Below are 16,700 nucleotides of genomic sequence, written 5' to 3'. Positions count from 1 at the left end.
TTATCATATCATCTGAAATCGGTTAATAGAGCTGAATCTTATTCAATATGCGCCAAAAATTCTTTTATATCTGCTTGCTCAACTGCTGTTATGATGTCTCGCGCTTTTTCATACGGAACCGTTAATGTCAGTTTTTCTTTTATGTCTTCTTCAGACAGCTCATTGCCGGGAGCTCCTTTTGGACAGTCCACACGCGCTTCGTATATGCGGCCGTCTGATAAATAGGCCCGGATAATTGTGAAACGGCCTTTTGGAACGGCATGAGGAGCCGGCTGAATGGCATTGTCATACACTCGCTGAATATGTTCTATTGTCGTTTGAATACCGCTTGGGATCGGCTGGCTGTTGAAATGCTCAGCGGTCAGCTCATGTCCATGCAAAACAAGGGCAATGACATATTCAACGCTGAAACGGCCTTCCTCTCCAGTTTTCGGCGATCTTTCCGTTAATGCAGCATCTCCGCCTGGCGGAAAAATCACTTCAACCCGCTCGGTATCGGCGGCAGAAATGGCTTGCTCGGAGACAAGTTTGCGTATCGCATCTGCGGCATGGTGTGCCGCGGAGCAAAATGGATAAATTTTAAACCATAGGCCCGGCTTCACGATTCTCCATGGTGCGCCCCAACGGTTTAGCAAAGTGTTATGTGCTTTTTCCAAATCGCCGTACAGACCGAAGAAACCAGCTTCTCCATCAAGTGCCGTGCGGGACCCGCCAAATTCTGATTGAGCCAGCTTAACGGCTAGCAGGCCAGCCTGAGCTGCCAGCCCGGCGTGCAGCGGTTTCATTTCTGTTCCAAATTGCGCCCTCATCCCGGCAGATTGCGTAGCTGCAAAACCAATGGCTTTTTCCAGCTCTTCTTGAGTCAGTTCCTCTGCGTAACCTGCGGCGCAGGCAGCAGCGATTGCGCCAAGCGTTCCTGTATTATGCCAGCCCTTTTCATAGTGGCGGGTGCCAATTGATTCGCCCAGCCTTGCCATCACTTCAACACCGACAATATAAGCGCCAAGAAGCCGCTCGTCATGTCCGCGAGCGGCAGAAGCCATAAGAGCCGGCACGATGACTGCACTGGGATGCCCTCTTACATCGGAGTGGACATCATCAAAATCCAATGCATGGGCGATAAAACCATTGAGCATCGCGGATTGTAATGGCGCGGCCTTTTTTCCTTGCCCGATAATAGGGACAAGGGGCTTTCCTCCTTCATCCTCAATCAGGCGAAGGAGCTTTTGAATTCCTTTATCTTCTCTTCCTGCGAATGAAGCGGCTGTAAAGTCGAGTAATCCTTTTTTTGCTTCACGCATCGCGTCAATTGAATGCTCAGGCTGTGACGTTCTCACAGCCTCTGCAAGCCCTGCCGTCAGCCCTTGTCTGCTCATTTGATGGTCTCCAGTACAATAACAGCCAGCTCAGCAAAATATTGAGAGGCAACCGTCAGGGCTTCTTCATCCAATGTAAAGGCCGGATGATGCCACTCCTCTGTACCGTTCGTTCCCATCCAGACAAAAAATCCCGGGATCTTTTCTTGATACAGAGCGAAGTCTTCTCCGCCCGGAGACTGCTCAGCATGAACGGTTTGGTAGCCAAGCCGTGCCGCAGCTTCAGATGCCGCGTTCAAAAATGTGCCGGCATTCTGAACGGAAGGCAAATAAGGAAACCACTTGAATTCTGCTTGTGCCCCATAGCCATCCGCAATTCCTTCAGCCACTCGTTTCATATGCTCCGGAACAGCCTGTCTCGCTTCTTTTTGAAAGGTTCGAACGGTGCCCTCCATTTCAGCCTGGTCTGGAATCACGTTCCACGAAGTGCCCGCCTGTACTCTTGTAATACTGACGACCGCGTTTTGCAATGAGCTGATGTTGCGACTGACCACAGATTGCAGGCCGCTGATGATTTGTCCGGCTGCAGCGATAGGATCAATACTGTTATTCGGGATGCCGGCGTGTCCGCCTTTCCCTTTGACGACAATCTCAAATCGGTCAACACTTGCCATGAGCGGACCTTCTTTTACACCTATGGTCCCGACAGGCAGATCCGGCTTATTATGCATGCCGAAAATCGCAGAAACGTCATCAAGTGCGCCAGCTTCTATTACCTTTCTTGCTCCTGCGGCTATTTCTTCCGCTGGCTGAAAGATAAAGCGGACAGTACCTTTCAGATCGGCTCTTCTTTGATTCAGCAAAATGGCCGTGCCGATAATGGAAGCAGTATGAAAATCGTGTCCGCACGCATGCATCGTGCCATCAACCTTAGATGCAAACGGCAGATTCGTCTGTTCTTGGATCGGGAGCGCATCAATGTCCGCTCGTATTGCTATCACGGGGCCGTCTTCCTGCCCTTTGATTTCCGCGATCACGCCTGTTTCCAATTGAGGAACGTCAAGAATCTCGATATGCTCTTCCTCAAGCCAGCGGCGGATTTTTTTCGTCGTTTCAATCTCTTGAAATGACAGTTCAGGATGTTCATGAAGATCACGCCGCATATTGATTAAACGGGTATGAAACGTTTTGTCGGCCATTGTTCTTCTCCCCTTCTTATATAAGCTCTGCAGGCTCTCCCACCTGCTTGATAAATCTCTTAGTCCGCTCATTTTTCGGATGGTCAAACAGTTCTTCCGGCGTTCCCTGCTCAACAATATGGCCATCTGCCATAAATATCACTTTATCAGCGACCTCTTTTGCAAATGCCATTTCGTGTGTCACGATGATCATCGTTGTTTGTTTTTCCGCGATGGATTTAATAACCTGAAGCACCCCTGTGACGAGCTCAGGGTCAAGCGCAGAAGTTGGTTCATCCAGCAAAATCGCATGCGGATTGACCGCAAGTGCCCGCGCGATGCCGATTCTCTGCTGCTGGCCGCCGGACATTGTGATCGGATAGCTGTCAGCTTTATGCTCTAGACCGACTTGTTTCAGAATATCCATTCCAATGCGTTTTGCTTCATCACGTGATTTGTGTTGAGCCACGATTAAAGCTTCTGTAATGTTTTGCAGAGCGGTTTTATTTTTAAACAGATTGTAGTTTTGAAAGACCATGGCCGTTTGCTGGCGAAGCCGGTGTGCTTCCTTGCGTGTAAACTTTTCCGCATTCAGTTTGGCTTCCCCTATTTCAATGAGGCCTTGATCCGGACGCTCTAGTAAATTCAAACACCGGAGAAGCGTTGATTTTCCAGAACCGGACGGACCGATGATCGCCACTACTTCTCCGCGTTTCACTTCTAGATCGATTCCGTCGAGCACGACGAGGTCTTTAAACGCTTTGCGAATATTTTTTACTGTTATCAACTGATTTCACCTCTAAGTCCGGTATGGCTTGCTCATGGCGCGTTCAAACAAGTCCTGCAATATGCTGTAGATAATGGTAAGAATCCAATAGACAATCGCAACCGCCAAGTACGTCTCAAAATATTTGAGGTTTCCTGATGCGTACATCTTCCCTTGGGCGAACATCTCCATGACCCCTAATGTAAAGGCCAATGACGTTTCTTTGAGTAGTCCGATAAATGTATTGCCCGTTGCCGGAATCGCATTTCGGACAGCCTGCGGCAGAATAATCCGTCTGTATGCCTGAAGTTTTGTCATGCCGACAGACAGGCACGCCTCCAGCTGCCCGTCATCAACAGAATTGAGGGCGGCACGGAAGATTTCTGCTAAATAAGCTGCGTTTTTTAAGCTTAACCCGATGATGGCAGCTGTGAGAGCTGTCATTTTGCTCATCTCCGGAAATAGCTGCGGCAGCCCGTAGTAGATTAAGAACAGCTGCACAAGTGTCGGCACGCCCCGGAAAAAAGAGATATACAGCTTTGACAGCTGATGAAGCACTGGGATTTTGTTCTTTGTGATGAGTGCAAGAATAAGTCCTCCGATAATCGCAAAAATCATAGCTGCTACAGCCATAAACAAGGTAATCGGAAGAGCCTGAATTAAAGTCGGGAACGCTGATATCATGAATTCCCAATCAATTGTGTTCATTCTGGTGATTCACCGCCGTTTCTTAATGCTTCTGTTCTACTGTGATATCTTCATTAAAATATTTTTCGGAGAGCTTTTTCAGTGTTCCGTCTTTACGCAATTCATTAAGCGCATTATTGACTTTTTTGCGAAGCTTGTCGTGCGCGTCGTCCTTGGCAAATGGGAATGCAACTTGTTCGTAAACAATCGGATCTCCTGCAAGCTTTAACGGCAAGCCGGTTTTCTTAATTTGCGCCATCAGCACAGTTCGGCTGTTGACATAAGCGTCTACGCGGCCGTAAGCGACATCCTTCAGCGTGCCTTCTTGTGTTTCGTATGTTTTGATATTAATTTTTTTATCAGGATCTTTGCTTTCAAGGTTTTTTGCATGATTTGAACCGAGAACGGCAGCGACCGTCTTCCCTTTTAAATCGTCAACTGATTTGATGTCATGATTGTCTTTTTTGACGACAATCTGTGTTCCCGCATAAGCGTATGGTTCAGTAAAGTGATACATTTCCTTGCGTTCATTTGTCACTGCTACCTGGTTGGAAATGGTGTCAAGCTTTCCTGTTTGAAGCTCCCCCATCAGCCCGCTGAATTCAAGCAGCTTCCAGTCCAGCTTCATGTCAATTTTCTTAGCGACCGCTTCCATCACTTCCACATCAAAACCTGTCAGTTTTCCGTTTTCTTTATAAGCAAATGGGTAGCTCTGCCCGGTTGCACCGACATGAAGTACGTTGTCATCCTCTTTACTGCTGCCGTTACCATTGCCGCAAGCTGAGAGCACCGCTAATAATGCGGCAACTAACAGCACAGTCCACTTTTTCTTTTTCATTTTGATTTCCCCGCCTTTTCTCTTTTATAGATCATTTCGCAATTGTTTTTTCATATAGATTGTCATATGCCCTTTGCCAAGGTCTTGTTCACCCGCGCGGACATAGCCTTTTCGTTCGTACATCTCAATCAGCCACGGATGCTTATCCGCTGTTCCAAGTGAGACAAACGGAACCTTTAACGTATCACGAAGGATCGTTTCCTCAAGCCATTGAAGCAGCTTTGTTCCGATTCCTTTTTGACCGGTGTCAGGGTCAACAGCGAACCACCAGATATGCGGAACGCCATAAGGTCCCGGCTGCTGTCCCCACGGCATTCTTAAGGAGATGGTCGCGATGATCCGCCCGTCCTCTTCCATGACGTAGCAGGCGTTTTTCCTGATGTTAGTTAACACCAAATCCAAGTCCGCATGAGCGGCTGCAAAACGAATGCCGAGCTTTCGAATCGGTTCATAAGCCCGCAATGTCAGCTCGAGAAGCTGTTCGGCATCACGTTCAACTGCAAGACGATATTGTGCCTTCATCTAGCGTTCCTCCTTACTTCGCATAACGGTTTACCGGCTTTTCCAAACCGAAGTGCTCTCTCAATGTTGTGCCTTCATATTCTTTTCTGAACATGCCGCGCTCCTGTAAAATCGGAACCACTTTCTCAACAAACACTTCAATTCCTTCCGGAAGGAGCGGAGGCATGATATTAAACCCGTCACACGCTTTCTGATCCACCCATTCCTGCATCTTATCAGCGAGCTGTTCCGGTGTGCCGACGAAGATATGGTGGCCTCTGGAGCCAGCAACGTATTTGTAAAGCTCACGGATCGTCATATTGTCTCGTTCAGCCATTTCTTGAACAAGCTTGAACCGGCTCTTCACCGCATTGGAAGCATCCGCGGCAAGCTTCGGCAGCGGCCCGTCAAGCGGATACGAAGACAAATCAATTCCGCCTAAATAATTTTGGAGAATTTGCAGACCGACGGATGGAATAATCAGATCTTGAAGCTCCTCGTACTTGGCTTGTGCTTCTTCTTCGGTATCAGCAATGATCGGGAAAATCCCCGGCATGATTGCAATTTTTTCTGGGTCACGTCCGAATTCGGCTGCCTGCTCTTTGATCGATTGATAAAATTCTTGAGCCGATTCCAGATGGTTTTGCGCTGTGAAGATCACTTCTGCTGTTCTGGCAGCCAGCGCTTTTCCGTCTCCTGATGATCCCGCCTGGATAATCACCGGCTGTCCCTGCGGCGTTCTTGAAACGTTCAGAGGCCCGCGAACCGAGAAATATTCTCCTTTATGGTTAAGCTCGTGCATTTTTTCTTTCTCAAAGAATTCACCTGTTTCTTTATTGCGGATAAAGGCGTCCTCTTCCCATGAATCCCAAAGTCCCTTTACAACCTCGACAAATTCCTCTGCCCGCTGATAACGCAAATGGTGTTCAAGGTGCTTTTCACCGCTGAAATTAAGCGCTGTTGATTCAATAGATGAAGTGACGACGTTCCATCCGGCACGGCCGTTGGACAGATGATCCAGTGAAGCGAATTGTCTGGCAATGTGAAATGGCTCGCTGTATGTGGTGGAAGCTGTTGCTGTCAATCCGATTCTTGATGTGACCTGCGCCAAAGCAGAGAGCAAGGTAAATGGCTCAAACCTTGTTAACACATTTGGGTGAGACTTGCTGTCAATTGATAGGCTATCCGCTAAAAACAGCATATCCAGCTTGCCTCGCTCCGCTGTTTTTGCAAGATCTTTAAAATAATCCAAATTCATGCTCGCATCTGAAGGCGCGTCCGGGTGCCGCCAAGACGCCACATGATGTCCTGTCCCAGCAAGGAAAACCCCTAATTTGATTTGTTTCTTTTTGCTTGTCATGACGTTTCTCCTTTTATTATGTTTTGGCTGAAAAATCCGAAAAATAAACTACTATATTCCTAGTTGTTTAATATGAATAAATCAAAATGTACATTTGTCTTGGGAGTTTGTCAATGAATTGAGAAAAAATTTTTCTTTTCTAGCTGAAAATGGGGCGGCATTAATGCAACCTGTATATTCGAAAAAAAAACTGAGTCTGATGATGCTGAGACTCAGTTTTAATCCAAAGTTTTTTATATAAATGAATGCAGCTTGCACATTATCTGTGCTTCCAACCTTACGCATTTTTGATTTCGCCATCTCTTTTGTCGCTGTTTTTGCTCATTGCAAATAAACGCGCGTGATCGACGTTGTCATTCAGAAACTGTGACATTGCACAAAAAAATAAGCTGATCCCGAATCATACCGGAATCAGCTGATTGAACCTTAATTAAGCTCTAAAATATTTTCTTCTGATTTAGCGGAAAACACTTTAGGCTCCAAACGGTCAAGGTCTTCATGAAATAAACTTACTTTTTGGATTTGCCGATTGTCGTAGTGGTGAAAGTAGTAGTTTCCCGTGTTGCTGCACATTACAGAAGTATATTGCGTATAATCAATTTCGTCTTCTTCCGTTATTACAGCACCCTTTGGTATCGCCATGTTTGCCAAAAGCTGAAAAGCTGCTGATACTCCTTTCGTTTCATCTGCCGCCGGCTCTAGATGTTCCTTCAGAAAAACAGCTCTTACAAACCGTGAAGGCGGTGTATAATCTCCCGGCAGACCCACAGTACCCGAGCCTTGGCCAAAAGCGGACAGCGTTAATCCGCCCATCTCCTTGCTCTCGAATTGTTTCGGCCTTATTCCTATATATTGCCGAAGATTGCTCACATGCCATAAAAAGTCGGGGCTGTTCGTCATGACACCTGGTTGATTGTCATAGATTTTGATGCCGTCTGCTCTCGGTTCTATCGTCAGGCTGCGTCCCGTCCGGTCTGACAATATCCAGTGCAGCGGTAAAACTGTATCCAGTAGATCTAATTTCTTCTCCACAATCGTTAAAGAGTGGATCTTTTCTTTTACGTCTTCCAAAGACTTGCAGGCTGACAGCGCCCATGTGACAAACTCATGCGGGGCAATATGAACGCCGTCTCCCCGTATCGTTTTTTCGTACTCCGCATATCCCATAAAATAAAGCGTCGCACAAGATAAACCGCTTTCATTAACACCGTCTGCAAATAATATATTTCCAAGTTTTCTCCCCATACCGATAAACGCGTACTGTGTCTGATGCACCTTTCCGTCAGCTTCACTCTTCCAGCTGTAACGGCGCGGATAGAGAATGACCTCCGTCCCCAGCTGAAATGCGAAATCCATTGTCCTCGCTAATAAATGATTCCGGTCAGCAGTTTCCAATGTAAGACTTGTGCACATCTGATTCAGTCCCCTTTCAATTCAGGATAAAATCATACATTTTGTGAACAACTTGTTTTATCAGCATAACGAAAGTCAAATAGGTTCGTCAAAAGATTAACATTACCTTCCAAAAGAAAGGTAATGAAATTCGTTCATGAGAAAAAATGTACGATGCTGATGTTTATGGTGATTGCTTCCTTTTTATTTCTACAGGCCTCTGCAGCAGGAAAAGAAATCTTAGCGTCCATTCCGCAAAAAGACAGACCGTACTTGGCACAATAAAGCCGAGATAACAAAAAATCCAGCCTTCTAAGAGGCTGGATTTCATTATTTCGCCAAAACAAGCTCGTGAATGGCATGCGCAACACCATGTTCATTGTTGGAACGTGTTTGAAAGTTTGCGGCTTCCAATACTTCTGGGATGGCGTTTGCCATGGCAACGCCGCAGCCCGCCCATTCAATCATTGTCAGGTCGTTCCCGTTGTCGCCTATGCACATAACTTCCTCCTGTTCAATTCCAAGCAGCTGCGCCAGCTGACGTACGGCATTTCCTTTACTGGCTTCAGGATGAAGAATTTCATAAAAGAAAGGCGCGCTTCTGACCATCGTATATTTTTCTCTCACGTCTTTTGGAATTGATGTAATGACGTGGCTTAAGTTCTCCGGTTTATCAATAAACATCAATTTCGGGATGAGGATATCTTTTGGCACCTCGTCAATCTTGCGGTAATGAAGCGGCACTTGTGTCACATAGGATTCGTATACGGTAAATTCACTGATATCCCGGTTAGGCGTATACAGGTTAGATGAGTCAAAGAAATGCATCGGCGTCTTCAGCTCTAAGCTCAGGTCATATAATGAAGTCAAATCATCATATCCGAGAGACAGCTCCGTGACCACTTCATTTGTATGCGTATTTTGAACAAGCGCTCCGTTATACGCGATGACATAGTCACCTTCTTCAATTAAATTTAATTCATCTAAATATCTCCGCACGCCCCCGATAGGCCGGCCGGTGCAAAGCACAATTTTGACACCTTCCGCTTTTGCCGCATGAAGCGCGTTGCGGACCTCCTCTGTTACTTCATGATGATCATTTAAAAGTGTTCCGTCCATATCAATTGCAATTAGTTTGTACATCCTGCATCTCCTTCGTGTCGTTTTCAGGCTATAGTCCCATCATATCGTTTTTTCTTTTTGATATTCAACCTGAAGAGATGATTTTCTCCGGATTCTGTTTAGACGCCGGCCTTGTCTTCGGATACGCGTGCGCGGTTTCCGCATTCTTTCCGTCTCCATGCCGCCGTTTTCTGCTTTTTCCTGTTTCATCAGCAGGAAGCCGGCAGCTAAAAAAGGAATGCCAGTGATATTCAAGATGGCAAGCTTCACGCCCGCCGCCATCAAAAAGTATACCCATGAAGATGCAGGATTCCGTCTGATCATAACGTAAGCCGCCATTTCCAACACAATCAAGATGGCATGAAGCACAACACAATAAATAAGAAATAGAAGTGCAAAAAACAACACATAATTCACGATTGCCCCTGAGTAGATCATAGCGCGCATCATTTGTATAAACGATAAGGACTGCATCGATCCGCTGATGACATTAGGGTTATAGATCGTATAGTCACTAAATAAATGTTTGATCTTGAGAAAAGCCCATAATATAAATAGCCACTGAATGATATGTAAAATAAGTCCTGTTACCACCAGTCTTTCTGCTTTTTTATTTCTCATCTTTCTCCTCCTTGCCTGTCTTTGATTCGATTCTTGTCATCGTTTTTGTCTGGCCATTTTGCTCCCAGATCAACGTCCCGTTTTCTCCTCTTTTCAGCGTGCTTTTGATCGGATAATAGGAGCCGAGATACTGAATCTCAATGGACCCGTCAGTGCTTTGGGAAATCACCTTATACGCCATAAATGGCAGCTGCACCTCTCCTCTTCCTTCAATGACTTCCGTCTCCACTACCTCGTCTCTGGTAAATGTGACTGTTGCTGATTTCACGCCGTCCATGGGCCCGGGAGTAATTCCCTCATCCCACGTTCCGTAATAAAACGGCGTCTCCTCCCTTTGTTGTTGGCAGCCCGATACCATGATGAATACAGCAGTTAAAAGCAAAATGCCATATTTGTTTCTCAAGGAGCTCACATCCTTTCCTCCTCTTTTTGGGCGAATGCCGTGGCACTGTGCCAATGACTACATAAGTTATAAGGAATTCACCCACATTTACATTTTTTAAGGAGACTGATCACATGAACCCTTATCAATATTACAGCCCTCAGCTGCCTCAGCAGGAACCTTACTATAGCCACTATGAGTACAATCCTTATCCGCAGCAGGATGTATACGATCCATACCAAATGGACAGACAGCCGGCATTGGAAAGAAGAATCGCAGCACTTGAACGGCAAAATGAACAGCAGTCGAGAGAATTAACCCGTCTGACAAACGAAGACCGCCGTCAAAATCGGGAAATTGCACGGATTGCCGAACAGGTCAATCAACTAAGCCAGGCTGTTGAACGCCATACACGCCGCTTAAACCGGCTCAATCAGCGCCTCCGTACAGTAGAAAACAGGCTGAATATCCCATTTACTGCAAGCGAAGGCGGTTTTTGAAGCAGGCACAGAAAAAAGCGGAATACGATTCTCCCGGTTTTAGGGTTTCGTTTTCCGCACTTCTTATGGTATTAAAGCGGACCATTTACATAAAAAGGGTTTGTACAAGTATACAATCTTTACCGTTTTCATTCAAAGATAGAGGGGGTTAGGAAAATAATTGCAGTTCCTCATTTGCAGAATTTCTTTTCAATCAGGTTGCATGATAATACCGACTCACGTCAATCGATACATGGAGGGATCATTCATGCATAATACACAACACGGCTTGCAGCAGCTGAACCAATGCCGCCAGACTGCTCAGCAGCTCATTCAGCAAACACAGCAAAGCAGCCAGCAATATCGCCAAATGCTTCATCAGGAGCAGCAAAACATCCAGATGCTGCAGCAGATTCTAAACCACGAACAACAAGCTGCACATACCATTCAGCAAGCCCTGCACGGACATGACATGGCGATTCAAAAATGCCACCAGGTTGTCAACATGTGCAACCAAATGCAGCAGGAACTCACTGGGCAATCCAGCGTGATGAATACGAATGTGTCTACACTTCCATTCGGCCAAAACACGCCATTCCAGCAGCAATCCTATCAGCAGTAACAGAAAAAGCGGCATAGTTCCCCCCTATGCCGCTTTCCTGTCTATTATTTTAAATGTGATTGAACGTTTTTCGGTAAATCTTGATATTGCACTTCTTCCCAAGTCTCTACATACTTGCCTTTTGTGTAGACTCTTAAGTAGGCATTCTTCCGAAGATCACTGCCGGCTAAAAACGTGACTTCACTCTTTTCACCGGACTGATTGTATCCGTCTAGCGTATATTCAGTACCGCCTGGTTTAAGGTGCTGGCCATCTCGATTAATTTGGACATACAGGTCCTGTCTGGGAACAAGCGGGTTGATTCTGTCTGTTATCTCGTTATGAATGAAGAGAACGCCGCAAATCGCTGCGATAACCCCTGCCCCCACTATCACTGAAAAGATTTTTTTCATGCTTATCCTCCTTTATTTCATCGTTAAATAGCTTTTTATTTTTTTCAAGTAGCTAAACCGCACCATCAAGAAGAACAGCAGCTGAAAAGCCAAAAATCCTCCGATTGTCAGCAGCACTGGTTTGGTTACGTTGACAAAGTCGCCAGCTCTGATGGCAAAGACCGTATGAAGAACAGCCATCGCAAACGGAAAGAAGAACAAGATCGATAATTGAATGGTGACGCTTTGTGACATTTCTTCTTCACTAAATCCAATCTTCGCTAATGAACGGTAGCGCTTCTGATCTTCCTCTAAATCTGTAAACAAGCGGAAGTACAAAAAGCTTCCGGCCGCGGTAAAGAAGACAATGGCGATAAAGAGCCCGATAAATAAGCTTAAGCTGGGCAGCTGCACTGTAAGATAGTGCGTGCTAGCCTTCGCATCAAATTGAAAGTGAACGTCAGAATAATCACCATACAATTTATTGGTAAGTGATTGGCTGATGCTTAAACTGTCTTTCCAATTCTTGAATTTGTAACCAATCAGCTTCGTGCTTTCTCCAAGCTTATGAAGTTCTTTGTAGGTCGTTTCATTTACGACAAGAACACTGTTTACAGAAATCAGCGGTTTTTTCGTTTCCTTCACTTTGAGCTTCTCATTTGCCAGCTCATTTTTCTTGTTCAGCAGATCTAATTGCTGCGGAAATTCAGTTTTATCCTTGATCTCATAGGTGCTTGGGAAATAGATGCTTTCCCCGTTTTTCAGATCATTCAGGCTGATGCTGAAGTGCTTTTGAAATGTTTTCTGATCCATTAAGATCACAGGCGGCACTTCATCTCCCCGCTTATAGCGCACATATGAAACCTGCATATCATAACGAGTAAATGAGAAATGGTTCTGCTTCAGTTCGTGTTCAATATCGTGCAAGTGCTGTTTTTCTTTCTGATTGCCTTCATAGGATAAGTACTCCATTTCATAGGCTGAATCCACTGCCCCGACAGTAGATTTGTAAACAGCCAGTACGCCGGTGGCCGTGAAGGCAACTGCTGAAATAATACTGACGATAAAAAACAGGCGGGCGTTATCCTTTAAGCGATAGACTAAATCAGAAATCCAAATGACATTTTTCCCGCGCAAATAAAAGCCCTTCCACTTCTTCACGGCCCGCAATATCCAAATGCTGCTCTGGCTGAAGAAAAAATACGTTCCGACAATGGTTAAAATCAAAATCAGAAAAGGCATATAGGAGTGAACATTCTCTTTTAAAACCATTCCGTAGCCCATAACAAGGCATGCCACTCCGAAAATCGACAGAAGGATAGACGGCTTCGGCTCAGGTTTCATGTTTTCTGCGCCTTTGATCAGCAAAATAACGGTTTTGGATTTAATAAAAAAGAGCGTAAACTGTGATAAAAGGAAAAATAAGAGCATAAATCCGCAAATCGTAATCCCCAGCGCCTTCCAAGGCATGTACAGCGGCAAAGCGTCCATTTCTAAAATATAGGCGCCGATTGTAAAAAACGTTTTTGAAAAAATCAGTCCGCCGATGATCCCGGCAACAATTGAAAAGGCGCCGATCATCATGTTTTCAGCTGTCACAAGCACTCGCAGCTGGGCGGGAGTAATCCCTTGAATCAGCAGAATTCCAAATTCTTTGTTTCTGGATTTCAAAAAAGCATTAACGGAATATAGAACAAATAATATTGAAAAGATAAAAATCATCCACTCCGCTGCCGTTAATCCCTTCCTCGCAATGTTATTTAAGTATCCTTCCTTAAGAGCAGGATGAAAGATAAACATAGCAAAGGTAAAGAAGATCAATACGGAAAAAGCACTGCTCAAAAAGAACGCCAGATACGACCGTTTGTTTCGTGTAACATTTTTATATGCGAACTGAAGAAAGGTCATTTGCGTTTCCCCCCAGCATAGAAAGTACATCCAGGATTTGGTCATAAAATACCTGGCGGTTATCCCCGCGGTAAATTTCGTTAAACAGGGTACCGTCTTTAATAAAAATCACACGCTGGCAGTAGCTTGCCGCCACAGGATCATGGGTAACCATTAATGCTGTAATCTGATCGTTCTGGTTCAAGCTTTGCATCGTCTCCATGACATCCTTTGAAGCTTTTGAATCAAGATTCCCCGTCGGTTCATCAGCCAGAATCAGAGAAGGTTTATGAATCACCGCTCTAGCAATGGCCGCCCGCTGGCGCTGTCCGCCTGAAACCTCAAACGGGCGCTTTTGTAAAAGGTTCTCTATTCCAAGCTTTTCAGCGATGGCATGCAGTTTTTTTACCATCACTGAAGGAGATTCTTTTTCAAGTGTTAACGGCAGCATGATATTTTCGCCAACCGTCAGTGTATCAAGCAGGTTAAAGTCCTGAAACACGAAACCAAGCTGTTTGCGCCTGAATTGTGCCAGTCTTGTTCTTTTCAGATTGTGAGGGTTGTCTCCTTTGATCAGGACGTCTCCGGAGTCGGGACGGTCTATGGTTGAGATGATATTCAAGAGCGTTGTTTTACCGGAACCCGACGGCCCCATCACCGCCGTGAATTCCCCTTCCTCTACTGAAAAAGAGATTTGTTTTAACGCCTGATGGGACACTTGTCCTTTGTAGGTTTTATTTAAATGATTGACCTCGAGCATATTCGCCATGAGAATCCTCCTTATCGTTATTGTTCATCAGAAATCGGCTTATCATGTGTTTGCGGAAAGCTCATAAAAAAACCCTCCCGATAAGCTGGTAAACAAATCTTATCAAGAGGGATGACAGTGTGCTATGCGGTTTTCTTAATGACTCCTTACACTTTTGTAAGAAATAAAAATTGTACCGCTGTGCCCTTTTCCGGAGCAGAGTTGATCTCTACTTCATGATTCAGTTTATCCGTGATTTCTTTGACCAGATGAAGACCTATCCCAGTTGACTCTTGGAAACGCCGGCCGTTTTCGCCTGTGTAATAGGGATCAAACACACGCTTTATATCCTGCGAGGGAATACCCACGCCATAATCTCTTACTTCTAACACGGTTTTATCCTCATGCTGAAAAATCGTCAGCTCAATCCGGTCACTCATGCCCGCGGAATATTTCACCGCGTTTGTCACGACCTGCCCAATCGCAAATTTCAGCCATTTTGGGTCTGTATAAATCGTATCGTCAGTGAGAATATTTGTTTTCGGATATACACGATGCTCGATAAAATAACGTTTATAGCTTTGAATAACGGTTTGGAGAATGTCGGATAAAGAGACGGCTTCTATTTTGAAATCTCTCTCAAATAGGTCGAGCCTTGATGAATACAGCAATGTTTCCAGTCCATATTCAATCTGCCGGACTTCTTTTTTGATTTGCCCAAAAATGGGCTCGTCCTCTTCCTGAATGATTAAATTAATAACAGAAAGCGGCGTTTTCACTTGGTGCACCCACTGGTTCATATAGGTCACCCTGCTTTCCAGCTTCGCTTCTGTTTCGTGAAGCTTCTGGTTGTGGAGGCGGTTCAGTTCCATCTGTTTTTCATAAAGCTCAGAACTAAACAGGGAAGAACCCAAATCAGGCACTTCCGCATCCTCCTGATGGGAGCTGAGCCACTGATAAACGCCGCGATCTTGATACCAGCGATAGATCAAATACGCAGCTAGCAACAGCAGCTGCACGCCGAGTATATAGAATAAATGGGCAAGGGAATGCTGTCCCGCAAACCAATAGTACGTAAAAACAAAAATGCCTTGAATCAGAAAAAGCAATATCAAGAGAACATGAGTACGTAAAAACAGTTTCATGACAACGGCCTCAACTGATATCCTTCACCGCGGACAGATTCGATTGAAAAAGGCACCTCTAAGTCACGAAGCTTTTTGCGCAAACGGGTGATATATACATTCAGCGTATTGTCATCAACGAACAGATCAGTATCCCACGTTTTTTCCATTAACCGGTCTCTTCCCGTTACCTTTTCTCCCCGTTCCAGCAGCACCTCAAGAAGCTTGCTTTCTTTCTTTGACAGCTCGCACTTTTCTTCTTGATAACGCAGTTCAAATCGCTCTACATACAGCTGTGCACCCTCGAATTCCACGATTCTTTCTCCCTGCTTCACCGCATACTCTCCATACGCCCTGCGAATCTGGCTTTTGATTTTCGCGAGCACAATATCATAAGAAAACGGCTTTTCAATATAATCATCGCCGCCGTTTTCAATTGCCATCACCTGGTCCATTTCGCCGCTTCTGGCAGAAATGAAGATGATCGGACTGGTCGAATGGTGGCGGATCTGCCGGCACCAATAATATCCGTCATATGCCGGCAAATTGATATCAAGCAGCACCACATCGGGTTTTTCCCGCAAGAACATATCCAATACAGACGTGAAATCAGTGGTAACCACCGTATCATAGCCGTACTTCTCTAAATAATTTTGTAATAATGACCGAATATCTTCACTATCTTCTACAATCATGATTTTATTCATGCAATCCATCCTCCAAAAGGATACGGCTTTTCAGAGCCATCATTTTTTGATGCCACCATCATAATGCTTTCATCGGTTCTCTGCAACAAGAGAAAGCGGGCCTTCATAAAAGCCCGCTTCTTACCGTTCTTTGCGAATATGTATATCTTGAATAGACTGTTTCGGCGCATGAAATCTGCTCTCCGCTTCACTTCTTGCCTCGGCAAAGGCCCGTGCCTCTACATGATCCTTGTAGACCTCCAGTTGAATCAGATACAGCGGGCGCACTTTAAAACCATGAATAACCGTCACAGCCCACAGCGGGAGCACAATAAAAATCCCGGGCAGATCGGGCAGCACAAAACCAAACGCAAATACGAAAAAATAAATGATTCCGTACATGATCCACTTTCTATTTCTAACCTTAATGCCAATAAATAAAAAGGCAAAAAAACTGGTAATGGCAAAAGGCATGAAAATAAACAGCATCCACCAGCTATGCAGCCATTCCCAAGCAGCACCTCTTTTAGTAATTCCCATATTTTTCTCCTCCTATTTACCTATAATAATCGATTAAGCAAATCGCGTCACCTGTAAACGAAAAAACTTTCCCTCTTTAA

At 45.1% G+C, this 16,700-nt stretch carries 20 protein-coding genes; 3 read left to right on the top strand and 17 right to left on the bottom strand.

Going from position 1 to position 16,700, the window contains the following annotated elements; translation table 11 throughout:
• Window positions 1-38 precede the first annotated feature (38 nt).
• From CVV77_RS09555 to CVV77_RS09515, 8 genes are all read right to left on the bottom strand, one after another.
• A complete protein-coding gene (locus CVV77_RS09555) occupies window positions 39-1,376 on the bottom strand; it encodes an MmgE/PrpD family protein (protein WP_100275252.1) in 1,338 nt (445 codons plus the stop codon).
• Entirely contained in the window at window positions 1,373-2,515 is a 1,143-nt protein-coding gene (sndB, locus tag CVV77_RS09550) for an N-acetyl-sulfur-metabolite deacetylase SndB (RefSeq protein WP_100275251.1), read from the bottom strand. Before sndB ends, CVV77_RS09555 begins: the two co-directional genes overlap by 4 nt.
• A gap of 16 nt (window positions 2,516-2,531) precedes the next feature.
• Window positions 2,532-3,281 (bottom strand): amino acid ABC transporter ATP-binding protein, encoded by a 750-nt coding sequence (locus CVV77_RS09545; RefSeq protein WP_003236332.1) that lies wholly within the window; start codon window positions 3,279-3,281, stop codon window positions 2,532-2,534.
• Between the two features lie 12 nt (window positions 3,282-3,293).
• Entirely contained in the window at window positions 3,294-3,968 is a 675-nt protein-coding gene (locus CVV77_RS09540; protein WP_100275250.1) for an amino acid ABC transporter permease, read from the bottom strand.
• 22 nt (window positions 3,969-3,990) lie between these two features.
• The gene (locus CVV77_RS09535) at window positions 3,991-4,785 is read right to left on the bottom strand and encodes an amino acid ABC transporter substrate-binding protein (RefSeq protein ID WP_100275249.1); all 795 of its coding nucleotides are present in this window, start codon (window positions 4,783-4,785) and stop codon (window positions 3,991-3,993) included.
• A gap of 24 nt (window positions 4,786-4,809) precedes the next feature.
• Window positions 4,810-5,307, bottom strand: coding sequence for a GNAT family N-acetyltransferase (locus CVV77_RS09530; RefSeq protein ID WP_003236337.1), 498 nt, complete (start codon window positions 5,305-5,307; stop codon window positions 4,810-4,812).
• Window positions 5,308-5,320: 13 nt separating this feature from the next.
• Window positions 5,321-6,646, bottom strand: a complete 1,326-nt coding sequence (locus CVV77_RS09525) for an LLM class flavin-dependent oxidoreductase (RefSeq protein ID WP_100275248.1) — start codon at window positions 6,644-6,646, stop codon at window positions 5,321-5,323.
• Between the two features lie 426 nt (window positions 6,647-7,072).
• Window positions 7,073-8,059, bottom strand: coding sequence for a choloylglycine hydrolase family protein (locus CVV77_RS09515; protein WP_100275246.1), 987 nt, complete (start codon window positions 8,057-8,059; stop codon window positions 7,073-7,075).
• 123 nt (window positions 8,060-8,182) lie between these two features.
• On the opposite strand from CVV77_RS09515, the gene CVV77_RS22160 reads away from it, so the two are divergent.
• On the top strand, window positions 8,183-8,323 hold the full coding sequence (locus CVV77_RS22160; RefSeq protein WP_019259936.1) for a hypothetical protein: 141 nt from the start codon (window positions 8,183-8,185) through the stop codon (window positions 8,321-8,323).
• Between the two features lie 45 nt (window positions 8,324-8,368).
• Here CVV77_RS22160 and yidA read toward each other — a convergent pair whose 3' ends face one another.
• From yidA to CVV77_RS09500, 3 genes are read right to left on the bottom strand one after another with little or no spacing between them, the layout of a single operon-like run.
• Window positions 8,369-9,181 carry a sugar-phosphatase gene (yidA, locus tag CVV77_RS09510; protein WP_100275245.1) on the bottom strand — a complete coding sequence of 271 codons (813 nt, stop codon included), beginning with the start codon at window positions 9,179-9,181 and terminating at the stop codon, window positions 8,369-8,371.
• A 39-nt stretch (window positions 9,182-9,220) separates the two neighbouring features.
• Window positions 9,221-9,781 (bottom strand): hypothetical protein, encoded by a 561-nt coding sequence (locus tag CVV77_RS09505; protein WP_100275244.1) that lies wholly within the window; start codon window positions 9,779-9,781, stop codon window positions 9,221-9,223.
• The gene (locus CVV77_RS09500; protein ID WP_100275453.1) at window positions 9,771-10,139 is read right to left on the bottom strand and encodes a DUF3255 family protein; all 369 of its coding nucleotides are present in this window, start codon (window positions 10,137-10,139) and stop codon (window positions 9,771-9,773) included. The genes CVV77_RS09505 and CVV77_RS09500 overlap by 11 nt, the downstream gene beginning before the upstream one ends.
• Before the next feature lie 158 nt (window positions 10,140-10,297).
• Between CVV77_RS09500 and cotNE the strand changes: the two genes are divergently transcribed.
• Both cotNE and CVV77_RS09490 read left to right on the top strand, forming a co-directional pair.
• Window positions 10,298-10,663, top strand: coding sequence for an inner spore coat protein CotNE (cotNE, locus tag CVV77_RS09495; protein WP_100275243.1), 366 nt, complete (start codon window positions 10,298-10,300; stop codon window positions 10,661-10,663).
• 247 nt (window positions 10,664-10,910) lie between these two features.
• A complete protein-coding gene (locus CVV77_RS09490; protein ID WP_100275242.1) occupies window positions 10,911-11,264 on the top strand; it encodes a hypothetical protein in 354 nt (117 codons plus the stop codon).
• Between the two features lie 44 nt (window positions 11,265-11,308).
• Here the strand turns inward: CVV77_RS09490 and CVV77_RS09485 are convergent, their stop codons facing one another.
• From CVV77_RS09485 to CVV77_RS09460, 6 genes are all read right to left on the bottom strand, one after another.
• On the bottom strand, window positions 11,309-11,656 hold the full coding sequence (locus CVV77_RS09485) for a YxeA family protein (protein WP_100275241.1): 348 nt from the start codon (window positions 11,654-11,656) through the stop codon (window positions 11,309-11,311).
• Window positions 11,657-11,668: 12 nt separating this feature from the next.
• The gene (locus CVV77_RS09480; RefSeq protein ID WP_100275240.1) at window positions 11,669-13,543 is read right to left on the bottom strand and encodes an FtsX-like permease family protein; all 1,875 of its coding nucleotides are present in this window, start codon (window positions 13,541-13,543) and stop codon (window positions 11,669-11,671) included.
• The gene (locus CVV77_RS09475; RefSeq protein WP_084994169.1) at window positions 13,518-14,291 is read right to left on the bottom strand and encodes an ABC transporter ATP-binding protein; all 774 of its coding nucleotides are present in this window, start codon (window positions 14,289-14,291) and stop codon (window positions 13,518-13,520) included. Before CVV77_RS09475 ends, CVV77_RS09480 begins: the two co-directional genes overlap by 26 nt.
• A 146-nt stretch (window positions 14,292-14,437) precedes the next feature.
• On the bottom strand, window positions 14,438-15,415 hold the full coding sequence (locus tag CVV77_RS09470) for a sensor histidine kinase (protein WP_019259942.1): 978 nt from the start codon (window positions 15,413-15,415) through the stop codon (window positions 14,438-14,440).
• Window positions 15,412-16,101 carry a response regulator transcription factor gene (locus CVV77_RS09465; RefSeq protein ID WP_019259943.1) on the bottom strand — a complete coding sequence of 230 codons (690 nt, stop codon included), beginning with the start codon at window positions 16,099-16,101 and terminating at the stop codon, window positions 15,412-15,414. Before CVV77_RS09465 ends, CVV77_RS09470 begins: the two co-directional genes overlap by 4 nt.
• A 120-nt stretch (window positions 16,102-16,221) precedes the next feature.
• A complete protein-coding gene (locus CVV77_RS09460; RefSeq protein WP_019259944.1) occupies window positions 16,222-16,620 on the bottom strand; it encodes a hypothetical protein in 399 nt (132 codons plus the stop codon).
• Window positions 16,621-16,700: the final 80 nt, after the last annotated feature.

It is taken from the genome of Bacillus sp. SN1, assembly GCF_002796895.1.
GTDB classification, from domain to species: domain Bacteria; phylum Bacillota; class Bacilli; order Bacillales; family Bacillaceae; genus Bacillus; species Bacillus inaquosorum.
This window is presented reverse-complemented; position numbering and strand designations above follow the sequence as displayed.

Excerpts from the sequence above, each read along its gene's own strand:
- CVV77_RS09505 (WP_100275244.1), bottom strand. The coding sequence starts at position 9,781 with ATGAGAAATAAAAAAGCAGAAAGACTGGTGGTAACAGGACTTATTTTA.
- cotNE (WP_100275243.1), top strand. The coding sequence starts at position 10,298 with ATGAACCCTTATCAATATTACAGCCCTCAGCTGCCTCAGCAGGAACCT.
- CVV77_RS09460 (WP_019259944.1), bottom strand. The coding sequence starts at position 16,620 with ATGGGAATTACTAAAAGAGGTGCTGCTTGGGAATGGCTGCATAGCTGG.
- CVV77_RS09525 (WP_100275248.1), bottom strand. The coding sequence starts at position 6,646 with ATGACAAGCAAAAAGAAACAAATCAAATTAGGGGTTTTCCTTGCTGGG.
- CVV77_RS09530 (WP_003236337.1), bottom strand. The coding sequence starts at position 5,307 with ATGAAGGCACAATATCGTCTTGCAGTTGAACGTGATGCCGAACAGCTT.
- CVV77_RS09555 (WP_100275252.1), bottom strand. The coding sequence starts at position 1,376 with ATGAGCAGACAAGGGCTGACGGCAGGGCTTGCAGAGGCTGTGAGAACG.
- CVV77_RS09480 (WP_100275240.1), bottom strand. The coding sequence starts at position 13,543 with ATGACCTTTCTTCAGTTCGCATATAAAAATGTTACACGAAACAAACGG.
- CVV77_RS09540 (WP_100275250.1), bottom strand. The coding sequence starts at position 3,968 with ATGAACACAATTGATTGGGAATTCATGATATCAGCGTTCCCGACTTTA.
- CVV77_RS09485 (WP_100275241.1), bottom strand. The coding sequence starts at position 11,656 with ATGAAAAAAATCTTTTCAGTGATAGTGGGGGCAGGGGTTATCGCAGCG.
- CVV77_RS09490 (WP_100275242.1), top strand. The coding sequence starts at position 10,911 with ATGCATAATACACAACACGGCTTGCAGCAGCTGAACCAATGCCGCCAG.
- CVV77_RS09465 (WP_019259943.1), bottom strand. The coding sequence starts at position 16,101 with ATGAATAAAATCATGATTGTAGAAGATAGTGAAGATATTCGGTCATTA.
- CVV77_RS09515 (WP_100275246.1), bottom strand. The coding sequence starts at position 8,059 with ATGTGCACAAGTCTTACATTGGAAACTGCTGACCGGAATCATTTATTA.
- sndB (WP_100275251.1), bottom strand. The coding sequence starts at position 2,515 with ATGGCCGACAAAACGTTTCATACCCGTTTAATCAATATGCGGCGTGAT.
- CVV77_RS22160 (WP_019259936.1), top strand. The coding sequence starts at position 8,183 with ATGAAATTCGTTCATGAGAAAAAATGTACGATGCTGATGTTTATGGTG.
- CVV77_RS09475 (WP_084994169.1), bottom strand. The coding sequence starts at position 14,291 with ATGGCGAATATGCTCGAGGTCAATCATTTAAATAAAACCTACAAAGGA.
- CVV77_RS09500 (WP_100275453.1), bottom strand. The coding sequence starts at position 10,139 with ATGGTATCGGGCTGCCAACAACAAAGGGAGGAGACGCCGTTTTATTAC.
- yidA (WP_100275245.1), bottom strand. The coding sequence starts at position 9,181 with ATGTACAAACTAATTGCAATTGATATGGACGGAACACTTTTAAATGAT.
- CVV77_RS09470 (WP_019259942.1), bottom strand. The coding sequence starts at position 15,415 with ATGAAACTGTTTTTACGTACTCATGTTCTCTTGATATTGCTTTTTCTG.
- CVV77_RS09535 (WP_100275249.1), bottom strand. The coding sequence starts at position 4,785 with ATGAAAAAGAAAAAGTGGACTGTGCTGTTAGTTGCCGCATTATTAGCG.